This is a genomic window from Flavobacterium fluviatile, assembly GCF_010645065.1.
In the GTDB taxonomy this organism is placed as follows: Bacteria; Bacteroidota; Bacteroidia; order Flavobacteriales; family Flavobacteriaceae; genus Flavobacterium; species Flavobacterium fluviatile.
The window spans coordinates 65,236-77,978 of record NZ_JAADZW010000013.1; the positions used below are offsets into that span (position 1 = coordinate 65,236).

11 protein-coding genes and 1 tRNA gene are annotated in these 12,743 nt (G+C 35.9%); 5 read left to right on the forward strand and 7 right to left on the reverse strand.

Annotated elements, in window-relative coordinates:
- Positions 1-85 precede the first annotated feature (85 nt).
- The 6 genes from GXM17_RS13650 to GXM17_RS13675 all read right to left on the reverse strand — a co-directional run bounded on the left by GXM17_RS13650 (position 86) and on the right by GXM17_RS13675 (position 4,974).
- A tRNA-Ser gene (locus GXM17_RS13650) sits at positions 86-172 on the reverse strand.
- An 86-nt stretch (positions 173-258) separates the two neighbouring features.
- Positions 259-1,296, reverse strand: coding sequence for an asparaginase (locus GXM17_RS13655; protein WP_163399879.1), 1,038 nt, complete (start codon positions 1,294-1,296; stop codon positions 259-261).
- Positions 1,286-2,422 carry a 1-acyl-sn-glycerol-3-phosphate acyltransferase gene (locus GXM17_RS13660; RefSeq protein ID WP_163399880.1) on the reverse strand — a complete coding sequence of 379 codons (1,137 nt, stop codon included), beginning with the start codon at positions 2,420-2,422 and terminating at the stop codon, positions 1,286-1,288. Before GXM17_RS13660 ends, GXM17_RS13655 begins: the two co-directional genes overlap by 11 nt.
- Positions 2,423-2,485: 63 nt before the next feature.
- Complete coding sequence (locus GXM17_RS13665; RefSeq protein ID WP_425280019.1) at positions 2,486-3,289, reverse strand: TatD family hydrolase; 804 nt, start codon at positions 3,287-3,289, stop codon at positions 2,486-2,488.
- Positions 3,290-3,661: 372 nt separating this feature from the next.
- On the reverse strand, positions 3,662-4,387 hold the full coding sequence (locus GXM17_RS13670) for a tetratricopeptide repeat protein (protein ID WP_163399881.1): 726 nt from the start codon (positions 4,385-4,387) through the stop codon (positions 3,662-3,664).
- A 2-nt stretch (positions 4,388-4,389) separates the two neighbouring features.
- Positions 4,390-4,974 (reverse strand): RNA polymerase sigma factor, encoded by a 585-nt coding sequence (locus tag GXM17_RS13675; protein WP_163399882.1) that lies wholly within the window; start codon positions 4,972-4,974, stop codon positions 4,390-4,392.
- Positions 4,975-5,100: 126 nt separating this feature from the next.
- On the opposite strand from GXM17_RS13675, the gene GXM17_RS13680 reads away from it, so the two are divergent.
- From GXM17_RS13680 to GXM17_RS13700, 5 genes are all read left to right on the forward strand, one after another.
- Positions 5,101-5,400, forward strand: coding sequence for a hypothetical protein (locus GXM17_RS13680; RefSeq protein ID WP_163399883.1), 300 nt, complete (start codon positions 5,101-5,103; stop codon positions 5,398-5,400).
- Positions 5,401-5,605: 205 nt separating this feature from the next.
- Positions 5,606-6,580, forward strand: coding sequence for a hypothetical protein (locus GXM17_RS13685; RefSeq protein ID WP_163399884.1), 975 nt, complete (start codon positions 5,606-5,608; stop codon positions 6,578-6,580).
- 183 nt (positions 6,581-6,763) lie between these two features.
- On the forward strand, positions 6,764-8,716 hold the full coding sequence (locus tag GXM17_RS13690; protein ID WP_163399885.1) for a PKD domain-containing protein: 1,953 nt from the start codon (positions 6,764-6,766) through the stop codon (positions 8,714-8,716).
- A gap of 138 nt (positions 8,717-8,854) precedes the next feature.
- On the forward strand, positions 8,855-11,503 hold the full coding sequence (locus tag GXM17_RS13695) for a CHAT domain-containing protein (RefSeq protein ID WP_163399886.1): 2,649 nt from the start codon (positions 8,855-8,857) through the stop codon (positions 11,501-11,503).
- Positions 11,455-11,895, forward strand: coding sequence for a retropepsin-like aspartic protease (locus GXM17_RS13700; protein WP_163399887.1), 441 nt, complete (start codon positions 11,455-11,457; stop codon positions 11,893-11,895). The genes GXM17_RS13695 and GXM17_RS13700 overlap by 49 nt, the downstream gene beginning before the upstream one ends.
- Before the next feature lie 42 nt (positions 11,896-11,937).
- On the opposite strand, the gene GXM17_RS13705 is transcribed toward GXM17_RS13700, so the two are convergent.
- Positions 11,938-12,723, reverse strand: coding sequence for a ThuA domain-containing protein (locus tag GXM17_RS13705; RefSeq protein WP_163399888.1), 786 nt, complete (start codon positions 12,721-12,723; stop codon positions 11,938-11,940).
- Between the last annotated feature and the right edge of the window lie 20 nt (positions 12,724-12,743).

A 12,743-nucleotide genomic window follows, 5' to 3' on the forward strand; every position in this document is an offset into this window, starting at 1 on the left:
TATTAGAAGTAAAAAAACCCAATCTTACATTTTTAACTGTAAAATTGGGCATCAATATTTTAAAATCTTTAATGAAGATTTCTCGCAGAAAGGAAGGGATTCGAACCCTCGATACAGTTACCCATATACTAGCTTTCCAGGCTAGCTCCTTCAACCACTCGGACACCTTTCTATTTTGGTTTGCAAATAACATGAAAAAAAATGAGTTAGAAAAGTAATTTTCGAAAATCCTTTCAATACTTGCTGTTATTTATTTTGCTAAAGCGAAATTTCGCCACGCAAAGCCGTTTCAAAAATGGTTTTAAATTCATTTTGCGGAATCGTAACGATGTGACCCAATAAATACATCAATTTGGTAATAGCTGCTTCAGTCGTAATATCTTTGCCGGAAATCACGCCCAGAGATTTTAAAGCTGTACTGGTTTCATATTGCCCCATATTGACACTTCCACCTGAACATTGTGTTACATTCACGATATGCAAGCCATTTTGAATCGCTTTTTCAATCAAATTTAAAAACCAGTCTTCGGTAGGGGCATTTCCGGAGCCGTAGGTTTCCAGAACGATTCCTTTTAAATCTTTAGTTGCCAGAATCGAAGCCAGAACATTTTCACTCATTCCCGGAAACATTTTTATAATGGCTACATTATTGTTCAGGTTTTTATGTACAATCAGTTTTGCATCGGTTTTTACCGGAAGAAATAAATGCCGGTTTAGTTTAAGATGAACACCCGATTCTATCAATTCAGGATAGTTTGGTGCCGTGAAAGCCCTGAAATGCTCGGCATTTACTTTTGAAGTCCGGTTTCCGCGGTATAATTTATATTCGAAATAGAGGCAAACTTCGGTTATAACAGGTTTTCCATCTTCCTGAAGCGACGCAATCTGAATGGCTGTAATCAGGTTTTCTTTGGCATCGGTACGCAAATCTCCAATTGGCAATTGCGAGCCCGTAAACACAACCGGTTTGGCTAAATTTTCAAGCATAAAACTCAATGCCGAAGCCGAATACGACATCGTATCTGAGCCGTGAAGCACTACAAATCCGTCAAAAATATTGTAATTTTCCTCGATAATGGTCGCAATTCTCGCCCACATTTGAGGATTCATATTCGAAGAATCAATTGGATTTTCAAATGAAACGGTTTCGGTTTCACAATCCAGCTGTTTTATTTCGGGGATGTTTTTAAGCAGTTTTCCAAAATCAAAAGCTTTAAGCGCCCCTGTTTCAAAATCCTTACTCATGCCGATGGTTCCACCGGTGTAGATTAAGAGTATCTTAGATTTAGAAGGCATTCTGATATTTTAATTTATTCACCACAGGATTGGCATACATGGCTAAAAATCCTTGTCTTGCAACACCATTGTCAGTTCCTATTCTCTTTTCTAAACGACGCTCAAAAAGCTGTTTCTCGCTTTCTTTGTACAAATGAGCGTATTGACTGGTTCCGTTTAAAATATCGTAGGCGATAAAATTGGTTGGCCACAACTGGTAATTCTGTAAAATCGAATCATCAATAGTTTGCGCCAGTGCCTGAATCTGTTTGTTCGAATTATCGTTTTCGGCAACAATCTGATCTATTTCAGTATCCAGAACATCTCCTACCGAAATATGTATTCTTTTTTTTGTCCCCATGATACCGCTTAAAATGGTCATGAAATCCTCATTTTTATCTTTTACATACACCTCATTATTGGCTTCAGCCATTAATTGCGGCATTTTCAAAACATCTGTCGGATCATATTCGTATGAAATGGCGACTGGAACTATCTTTAATTTTTTGAAATAATCCATCGGGTTCGCTTCATCTGAGCCCATTGCTATCATTTTTAAAACACCCGGATTGGTTTCGTCATTTCCGTCTTTCGTACGCCCTTCTCTTTGTGCAATCCAAACCGAACGGTTTTCACGAAGCAGTAACTGCCCCATATATTCTGCCAGCAATTTCGAACTTTGCAGCATTTCTCTTGGAGTTAATCCTCTTAAAACCAAAAAATTACGGTTTAGTTTTGCGAGTGTGCTCAAAAATGCTTTTTTAACTAAATTATCACCAATTGCAGAGGCTGTCATAACCAAACCATGTTCAAAAAGACAAACATTCAGTAAAGTCGTATCCAGCAAAATATCGCGGTGATTGGATATAAATAAATAAGGAGTATTTTTTTCTAATTTTTCAAAACCCGAAGTTGTAAGTCCTTCAGAACTTTTATCGAGTACTTTTTGAATCGTCTGATATATAAAATTGCACTGAAAATCACGTATGGAGTGTGTTTTCTTCAATTGCTCTTTCCAGACTTCATCATTTAATTCCGGAAAAGTAAAATTCATCATGGTCTTCATCATCGGATGATTGGCAACTCCATGAAGTGCTTCATTTACTTCAGAATCATAAAATGGTCGAATAGCGTCAAATTTCTGCATTATAAATATCAATTTAGGTGGGCAAAAGAACAAAAAAAAAATCAAAGTATGGTAATCGGGGTATTAAATCCCGAAAACGTCTTTAGAGTTTTGCGTTGTTGCTTCTGCAATTTGTATATCTGAAAGTTCGTAAATTTCAGCCAGTTTTGCAATTACATTTTTTAAATAACTGCTTTCGTTGCGTTTACCTCTGTATGGAATGGGTGCCAGGTAAGGCGAATCGGTTTCTAAAACTATATTTTTTAAATCAATTTGGTGTAAGAATTGGTCGATTTTTCCGTTTTTAAAAGTCACTACGCCCCCGATTCCGAGTTTCATATTGTACGAAATCGCCTGAAGTGCCTGTTCGTAAGTCCCGGTAAAACAATGAAAAATTCCGAACAAATCAGGTGACTTTTCTTCTTCCAGAATTTCAAAAATCTCATCAAAAGCTTCTCGGCAATGAATTACGATGGGCAGTTTGTATTGCTTTGCAAGCTGGATTTGTCTCCTAAAAGCGATTTGCTGTTCCTTCAAGTGCGTTTTATCCCAGTACAAATCTATTCCGATTTCGCCAACTGCATAAAATTTTCTTTTTGAAAGTTCTGTTTCAACATGTTTCAGCTCGTCCAGATAATTATCTTTCACGTAAGTGGGATGCAGCCCCATCATCAGGAAAACATAGTCCGGATAATTTTGTTCCAGATCATACATAGATTGTGTTGCAGCGGCATCAATAGCTGGAATAAAAAAGCGTTTTACGCCTGCATTTATCGCTCTTTGTATCATTTCGTCACGATCCTGATCAAACTCTTCAGAATATAAATGCGTGTGGGTATCGGTGATTATTGTAGTCGAATCCAATTGTTTGTTTTTTAAAGTTGTCAAAATTACGACAATATTAAAAGAATAGCAATTGCGTGTGATTGGGACGCGGATTTGACGGGTTCACTTTCGTGGAAACGCGGATTAATGCGGGTTTTTACACAATCTTGTCATTTCGACGAAAGGAGAAATCACACTCGTAAAGCGACAAAGATTGTCAAATTTCTTTGCGGAATTTCTTGTGTGATTTCTCCTTTCGTCGAAATGACAAATAATACTACTTCCCAGTTTCAATAAAGTTAAAGCTATATGGTTTGAAGTTAGCATAATAAAAAAAAGCGAATTTAGAATTTTATATCTAAATCCGATTTATTTTTGAGAAAAAAGCGACAAATATTACAGCTGCAACAATAAAGCTTCTTAATTGTTTTAAAATTAATCCAAAGCATCCAAAAGTTCCTGAACTTCATCATAATCTTCATAATCCTGCGAAATGGTTTGCAGGATTTGTTTACTGGCTTTATAATCTTTTTGTTTTAATTTGGATAAGGCCAGATACCAGAGTGCTTTTTCCCTATAGACTGAAGTTCCTGATTTCAATTCATTAAATACAGCTTCGGATTTTGAAAACTGATTCTCTTCCAACAAGGCAATTCCGTAATAATATTGAATCTCAGGTGTTTTATTTTCTTTCAGAATAATTTCAAAAAGCGGAATAGCTGCTTTGTATTTTTTAGAATTAAATGCCTCTTCGGCTTGTTTTAATTCATCCTGAACATTTCCCCTTTCAGTCAAATAGGCGTGTTCCTGTTGATTATAATCTGCAAAATCAGGTTTTGTATTTTGATTAAAAAAGAACAATCCGAATAAAATAATTACAGATGCCGCCGCCGCATAATACCACGGACGCATTAATACCAATTTTGGTTTGTTTTTATTGAAATGTTTATCTGAAATATCAGATAGATTTGCTTTAAACGCCTCTCTTTCCTGCTCATGCCCGAATTTGTTTTCCAGTTGTTCCAGAACTTCTTTGAAGGTTTTGAAATCAGCGGCAAATTCCGGATTTTCTGAGACCTCTTTTTCAAAGCTGTTTCTTTGCTCAACACTCAGTTCACCCTGCAGATACTGATCAAATAATATATAGCGTTCTTCGTTCATGGCTAATTATTTTTAAGAGAATTAAAATTTTTTGCTTCCTGAATCCACTGTGTCAGCTGTCCAATACATAACGATTTTTTTTTACGGACATAACCGTAACTTACGTTTAGCTTTTCGGCAACCTCCTCCATCGATTTAATGGCGAAACTCAGTTTTAGCAGCTCCTGGCATTTGTCTCCTAATTTCTGGAACATCGTATCAAAAAGCTGCTGTTTTTCATCAAATTGTCCGGTTTGTTCAGCCAATTCGAGAGCAGATTCATTGATAGATGCAAAATCTTCATTAATTGTTACCCCTTTATTCGAAGTTTTTTTCAATTCGTTAAGCCATTTCCTTTTACACAACAAAAAAAAGTAGGCGTCAAAAGGGCAAGTCAGCAGTAAGGTATTGGCTTTGGCCTGATTAAAAAGCAAAATCATGATTTCCTGAACCACATCCTGCGCCTGATCCTTATCGCCGGAATTATTCATGATATAGAAAACCACTTTGGGAACGCAATTTTTATAAATCGACCGGATTATTGCCGAATCATTTGCGCCAATTCCTTCGATATATTTTTGGTCGGGATGAATTTTACTTTTTTCCATAATGAAAATTATTAGCTAAAGTAAAAAAAAGAATCTGAAAAAATTTACAGAACAAGAGGTAACAATCCTAAAAACAAATTGATATAGGGCAATAGAAGGTTATTTAGAATTAAAAATCACATCAAAATGGGAAGTTATCAATTTACAACCGAGAAAGATTTTGCCAAGTTCCAGCAAATACTGTCGAACAAAATTCGCAACGGATTTATCGTAATTGAAAAAAATGATAAACTTCCTTATGTGGTTTTATCGAGAGAAAAAAAACAAATCGATTCTACTCTTCAGCTGACTTTGGTTTTTGCCACACTCGGGCTTTGGTCAATAGTCTGGTTGTATTTAATTATTCGTCTTTCAAAGAAAAAAGAAATCCTGGTTGCACTCGATGAAGACGGAAATGTTTTTGAAGAAAAATGCCTCTCTAAATAAATTTTCAAAAAAAAATAAAAAACAGGGGTAACAATTTTCAAGGCCAGTTGATATAGTGGTATAAAACAAATGAAAAATAAATTTCAAAAACCAGGGTAACAATATCAAACCCGAATTGATATAAGGATATAAAATTTAAAATTAACAACCGAAATCTGAAAACCAACTGATAACGATCAGCTCAGATTTATAAAAATTAGAAATCATGAACACAAATTTTAGAAAAATCGGATTATTGTTTTTAGCATTCGCAACTTTTGCAAGTTGTGACAACACTGACGGAGATGATGTAAAAATTACACCTCCTTCAGCATCAGAATTTGCAGCCGTAAGAGAGGATGCTCTGGCAGGAAGAACACAGCATTTTACAGCAACTGCAGGTACAGGCAATATTGTGCTAACCTCAGCAAAAGGAGTAAAGATCAACCTGAATGGCGATTGTCTTAAAAAAGCAGGAGTGGCCGTAACCGGAACAATTGACATCGAATACGTAGAGCTTTTTGACAAAGGAGATATGCTGGTAACAAACAAGCCAACCATGGGTTTAATGCCTGACGGAAAGAAAAATTTATTAATTTCAGGGGGTGAATTTTATATCAAAGCCACACAAAACGGACAGGATTTAACTACTTCATGCGGCATGTATCTTATTGTACCAACAGGTCTGACAGGTGGTTTTGATAATCAGATGACTTTATGGTTTGGAAATATCGACGAAGAAGATAATTTAGTTTGGAGAGAAGCTAAAGACGGTGCTGGAGGAAAAGGCGGCGTTCAGGGCGAAGCAAACAGCTATTACGTTACTTTTGGAAATTTTGGATGGGCAAATGTCGATCGTTTTTACAGTGATACAAGACCTAAAACTACGATATTAGTTGATGCACCTGAAGGTTTCGACAACACCAATTCTGCCGTATATCTTTCTTATGATGGAGAAGGAACAAATGCGCTTGCACAATTAGACACTTACACAGCAGCAGGTCTATTCAGCGAACACTACGGTCAGATTCCGGTTGGTTTAGCTTGCCACATTATTTTCGCCACAGAAGAAAATGGTCAATGGCGTTATGCTATAAAAGGAGTAACAACGACAGCAAATGCAGTTTACAGCTTTACACTTGCCGAAACAAAAGTAGGTTCTGAAGCGCAATTGGTAGCAGCGATCAATGCTATTCAATAACTTACAAAAATACTTTTTAAGAAAAAGTGGTGATTTGCTCATCACTTTTTTTTACATTTAAACCTGTTTTAAACTAATTTCTGATGATTTTCAGAAGCTATTCCTGCTGTACGCTGTATCTTTTATGCCGAACCCCGGCACAAAAGGATGCCGCTCCTATCAGGGCTAAAAACCTCCTCGACCATGAAAAAACTTTTATGCTGTTTCATTTTTCTTTCATCAGCAATGGTGTTTGCGCAGACCAAAGTAAAAGACACCATCACCCGAAGAGCAAATATCAGCTACATCCAGAAAGGCAATTCGGTCACTTTTAAACCCGAAACGCCGCCGTTAATTCCAATTGCGGGTGCTCCAAAACCCAGCTACTCCTACTTATGGGAGCTTGGTGACGGACATTACAGCAAACAGGCAGAACCAAAACATACCTATAAAAACAAAGGCACTTATACCGCACGACTTGCTGTAACCAACAATTACGACAACGGAAAACCTCCTGCGACACGACCAAAAAAAGTGGCGGTTAACGAAATAGGAGACGACCCGTATCAGGACATCGCCTCCATTGCCGATCAAAACGGATTTACAATCATAAAAAACTGTGACCCAATTCCGGAACAGGAAATGGTAGTCGTAGTAAGTTATCAAAATCTGGAAAATTATGTTGCCAATGGCAAGCTCTATCTTTTTTATAACGAAAAGCAATTCAAAAACAATAATTTCGAATTGTCCGATTTCAGGACCTATGCCGGCGAACGTGAAGTAAAAGAAAATACAGTGGCTTCAGTTGACGATTTGGATGATACAAAAAACTATCTGGCCTCCACAGAAAACACTATAAAATTCAAAAAATATAAAAATACGACAACCGAAGAAGATTTAGACGCAAGTTTAAAAGAAGCACATACGATCTATCATAATGTTTCGATTCTGGAATTTGACGATGCCAATCCAAATGAAACGCGAAATGTTTTTTACACTTTCAAAACCACTCCCGAAATGATCAAGGATACCAGCGCAACGGTTACCATGCGCGGGATTTTTGTACCCAACCGCAGTTTTAAAAACCATAAAGTAAAAAACCTCGAAATGGAAATCGTAACCTCTCACGACCCCAACAAAATGGGTTCGAACGGGAGTTTTATGAATTACAGACTCGTTCGGTTTAAAAGAGTGAAATTCAAAACCCGTTTTCAAAACAACGGCGAAGGCCCGGCAAGAAAAATTCGCTTAGAAACCGATATCCCGGATATGTTCGACAAAAAAACGTTCCAGATTGAAGGCATGTATCCCGAATGCCCTATTTGTCCGAAAGACGAAGAACCAACCGTAAGCTGTCTCGATACCATCATTACAAAAAAACAAATCATTTTTACGTTTAAAAACATTTACCTTCCGGGAACCGAACAAAAAAACGTTAAGGAAAAAGACAGCACCAAAGGTTTTGTACGTTATTCGATGAAGTTTGGTGAAGACTTTCATAAAGTGAAAACCAAAAGCCGTACGTCTATTATTTTTGATAAAAACGAACCTATCATAACCAACTACGCCACTACACGATTTTTACCGGGAATTTCGATTGGCGCAAAAGCCGGATATAATTTTTATCCGGATCTTGACAGATCGACGAGTTATTTTGTCGGCGCTACTATTTCGCCTTTTAAAGCCTATCGTTTTTACTGGCAGGCAGAATGGGTAAACGCTTTAAACCAATACAACAGCGCAGTCAATGTTACAACCCAATTTGGCACCAATGCAAACGGAACCCGACAGTTAATACGGACCACAACAACAGCCGAAAACAAGAATGTCAATTGGGAAATCCCGGTTTTGATTCGGTACAACATTAATAATTATATAGGTGTCGGAGCCGGAATTCAGGCCAATATCAATGTTGCATCAGAACAGAGTCAGGATATTAAAACAGAAACTTTTGAAGGCGACAAAGAAAATATTTTAATAGATACAAAAACGACAAACAATACGGTTAAAAACTCATTTACGGATTTAAAAACCGGTCTTTTATTTGACTTAACAGCAGGTTTCGCCAGAATCGGACCGAGTTTAGGAGCGCGTTATGTGATCAACTTTGAACAGGATTTTAATTATTTTCAGGTGTATGGGATTTGGAGGTTTTAAATTATTTTCATCATATAAGTGATATAAGTAAATTTAAGTTTTAAAATTCAAGTGTCATCCTGAGCGGAGTCGAAGGCTCGAAACAAAAAAAGTCTTCGACTCCGCTCAGACGGACACTTTAAAATACTATCCAGCAAAATGAACTTATATCACTTATATGGTTTAATCTTTCTTTTTGTTAACCTGAATGTTCTGGGGCAAAACTCCGAAGACAAAATTTACAATGCAATCGATACTTTTGTTGCGAACCCTTCCGCGAAAGCGTTACAAAATTTAACCAATACTGAAACAGCTTTCTGGAAAAACTCAAAACCAAAAACCAAAGACGAGTTATTAGCTGTTGTGGTTTTAAACTGCAACAAGGCCTATTATCAGAATCAGTTTGGACAGACACACAATGCGGTTTTGGGTTATGAAAAAGCCTGGCAATTGTACCAAAAACACAAACTCAATAATTACGATATTATTGAATACTGCCTGAAACCTCTCGGCAATTTATACACCGTTTTGGGAGATTATGACAGCGCCGAAAATACCATCAAACAGTATTATTTTATTGCAGAAACAGAGAAAAACCAATCCCAAAAAATAGCGGCAATTCTGAATTTATCGAATGTTTATCAGAGTTCAGGAAAGATTTCGCTGGCAATTGAACTTTTGGAAAATACTTTAAAAACAGAAAAATTATCGAATTCACAAAAAGGGATTTTGCTGAATAATTTAGGAAACAATTACTGGCTGGGTTCAAAACAACTATTATCGATTAAAAATTCGAATGACAAAGCCGAAAAATCCTTTCAATCTTCTGTAAAGTATCTTAAAAACGAAAAGGAGCAATCAGAAACTTTATCGAATTCTTATCGAAATCTGGCTTCAATGAACAGGCAACGGCAACGATTTGATGTTGCTGATTTTTATATGCAAAAGGCTGAAAAGCTATTTTTAGAATCCAAAAACCAGCAGCCCCGAAAATTGGCAAAATTATATTATGAAAAAGCTTTGCTGCTTTTTGATGAAAGAAGATATGAGGAAAGTTCAAAGCAGATTTCGGCTGTTTTTAAAGTTTTAATTCCGAATTATAATTCCAAAAACCTGCTGCCCAATCAAAACCAATTATATGCAGAAACAGTTTTGATAGATGCAATCGATCTGGAGGCAGAAATTTTACAGCTGAACCATCCCAAAAAAGCATTAAAAGCTTTTGAACTTTCCTTTTACATCGAAGATTTATTGATGAATTCATTGATTTACGAAAACTCAAAAATCATATCACAATTACGATCCCGAAACCGAACTGAAAAGTGTCTTTCGATTTATAAAAGCCTTCATGAAAAGGAGGGAAAAACTGAATATCTCAATGCAGCTTTTCAGTTGTCTGAAAGAACTAAATCGGGAATTTTAAAAAATTATCGTTCGAAAATTAAAAACGCTTCCGCAGAAGAAAAACAGCTTTTGCAGGATTTTCAAAACTTTAATAACACTATTTTGAAAGAACAGCAAAAGGGAGATGCTGCAGATATTTCGAAAATCAATAATCTTATCAAAAAGCAAAATGAACTGACGCTTTCACTAAAAAAAATCCAGGCTGAAAATCCAGATTATATTCCGGAAAATTGTGATTTAAAAGCATTGTTTAAGAAGCTGGAGAATGACAAAGCCGTGATGGTGTATTATTTCATCGGCGCTGAAAAATTGTATTATTTCACTTTGCAAGAGAACAAAATTGAACTAAATTATATCTGGGTCGATCATTTGGCAATTCCTAAAATTATACAGTTTGTAGATTATTTTAACGACGCAAATTCTATTACAAATGATATTTCAGGTTATAACAAATATGGAAAAGTTGTTTATGATTTACTGAAACTTCCAAACAATTCAGTGTATCAAAACCTCATCATTGTACCTGATGGTATTTTAAATTTTCTTCCGTTTGAAGCATTGATTACACAAGAATCTAAAACATCCAATTTTGCCAAAATGCATTATTTACTAAATGATTTCAGGATTGCGTATAATAGTTCTGCGAATTTTTATCTGAATTCCAAACCGGTTTCTAATTCAGAAAAAAACGTTTTAGGCGTGTTTCCGGTTTTCGAAAAAACAGCTTTTGAACTGAGTTATTCGAAGAAAGAATTAGAATTTATCCGCACTAATTTTAAAGGGAAATATTTAGAAAATGCCGATGCGAATTTTTCTAATTTTAAAAATAACGTTTCCAACTATTCTGTCCTGCATTTAAGTACACACGCTGCTGCAGGTGATATTGAAACACCCGCAAGCATCAAATTTTATGATCAGGAAATTTTATATTCTGAATTGTATAATCTGAACATCAATCCGGATTTAGTGGTTTTAAGCGCATGTGAAACCGGAATCGGAAAACTCTACAAAGCTGAGGGAGCCATGAGTGTGGCAAGAGGTTTTCAGTTTGCCGGAGCGCAAAATCTGTTGTTTTCTTTATGGAAAGTAAACGATTATACAACATCGGTCTTTATGACTGATTTTTATAAAAACATTCAAAATAACCAAACGTATTTTGAAGCCAATACCAATGCAAAACTTCATTTTTTAAACGACAAATCGATTCCAAATGCTAAAAAATCTCCCTATTACTGGAGCTCGTTTGTGTATTACGGCGCAATTTCTACCGAAACAAATTCGACCAATTATATCTTTTATATCATTAGTTTATTGACTGTAATTGGTTTATTTTTGGTTTTCAATCATTATCGAAAATGGAAAATCTGCACGAGGTTCTCAAAAAAGAGAAATACAAAAAAATAAAATTCAAGGTTACCAAAACACAGCATTTATCTATTAAGGCAAAAATCAATGGCGTTTCCGGAAGTTTTATTTTAGACACGGGCGCATCAAATTCCTGCGTGGGTTTTGAAAGCATCGAAAAATTCGAATTAAGCACAAAAAATTCTAAAACCAAAGCGGCAGGTGCCGGCGGTACCGGAATGAAAACACAAATCTCCAAACAAAATTTACTTCAGCTTGGTTCCTGGAAAAATACTGATTTTAGCCTGGTTATTTTTGATCTTTCACACGTTAATGAAGCATTACGGCAATACAAAGCAAAACCCGTTCATGGCATTATTGGCGCTGATGTTCTGTTGGAAGGAAAAGCGATTATTGATTATTTTAATCATTATTTATATCTTAAACAGTAAATTCCAAATCTGAAAATTCCAAATTACACAACTTATTGGCAGCTATCTCTCTTTATTTTTCGAATGTTTCTTTTTGGAATTTTCACCCAACGCCCATAAAATTCCGCCCTCAAGATGCTGAATATATACAGGATCTGAATAATCTTTACTATCATGTCCCAAAGCGGTGTAAAACACTCTGGCTCCTTCAAATTCATGAAACCAGGCTAATGGAAAGTAATCGCCAAAAATGCGTCCGGGATAAACTCCTTTTTCACTGTCGTTCACCGTTCGCAAATCGGCTGCTAAGACTACCTGAATATTAGGATTGAGTTCATCCATATAGTAACACTCATCTTCCTTTTTCCATGTTTCAGGAAGTTTTGAAGTGGCAGGATGGTTTTTATCAATCACTTTTATATCGAAAGACTGAAAAGCAGGGTGTTTTTTAAATTTTCCTCCTATCATTTTAGTATACCAGGGCCAGGAGCGTTCTGAATCAGAGGCACTATGAATTCCTACAAATGCGCCTCCCCGCTGGATATAATCTACAAATGCCTGCTTTTGTTTTTCTGTATCAAAGATATCATTACACGTATTTGAAAAAATAACACAGCTGTACTTTGCTAAATTTTCATGAGTCATTACCGAAGTATCATCTGAAACATCAACAATTAAATTGTTTGCTTCTCCAATTTTTTTTAAAGCCTCTACACTGGCTGCAATATTTTTATGCACATAACCCTTTCCGTTCTTTGTATAAACTAATATACGTTTTTTGGCTGGTGGATTTGCAAAAATAAAATTCAGACTCAATACAATTGCTGGGATTATTAGTTTTATTTTCATTTTCAGATGTTTATTTTCCG

Bases quoted from the DNA above. Each gene is read 5' to 3' on its own strand.
- GXM17_RS13655 (WP_163399879.1), bottom strand. From the start codon at position 1,296: ATGCCTTCTAAATCTAAGATACTCTTAATCTACACCGGTGGAACCATC.
- GXM17_RS13690 (WP_163399885.1), top strand. From the start codon at position 6,764: ATGAAAAAACTTTTATGCTGTTTCATTTTTCTTTCATCAGCAATGGTG.
- GXM17_RS13680 (WP_163399883.1), top strand. From the start codon at position 5,101: ATGGGAAGTTATCAATTTACAACCGAGAAAGATTTTGCCAAGTTCCAG.
- GXM17_RS13685 (WP_163399884.1), top strand. From the start codon at position 5,606: ATGAACACAAATTTTAGAAAAATCGGATTATTGTTTTTAGCATTCGCA.
- GXM17_RS13670 (WP_163399881.1), bottom strand. From the start codon at position 4,387: ATGAACGAAGAACGCTATATATTATTTGATCAGTATCTGCAGGGTGAA.
- GXM17_RS13705 (WP_163399888.1), bottom strand. From the start codon at position 12,723: ATGAAAATAAAACTAATAATCCCAGCAATTGTATTGAGTCTGAATTTT.
- GXM17_RS13695 (WP_163399886.1), top strand. From the start codon at position 8,855: ATGAACTTATATCACTTATATGGTTTAATCTTTCTTTTTGTTAACCTG.
- GXM17_RS13700 (WP_163399887.1), top strand. From the start codon at position 11,455: ATGGAAAATCTGCACGAGGTTCTCAAAAAAGAGAAATACAAAAAAATA.
- GXM17_RS13675 (WP_163399882.1), bottom strand. From the start codon at position 4,974: ATGGAAAAAAGTAAAATTCATCCCGACCAAAAATATATCGAAGGAATT.
- GXM17_RS13660 (WP_163399880.1), bottom strand. From the start codon at position 2,422: ATGCAGAAATTTGACGCTATTCGACCATTTTATGATTCTGAAGTAAAT.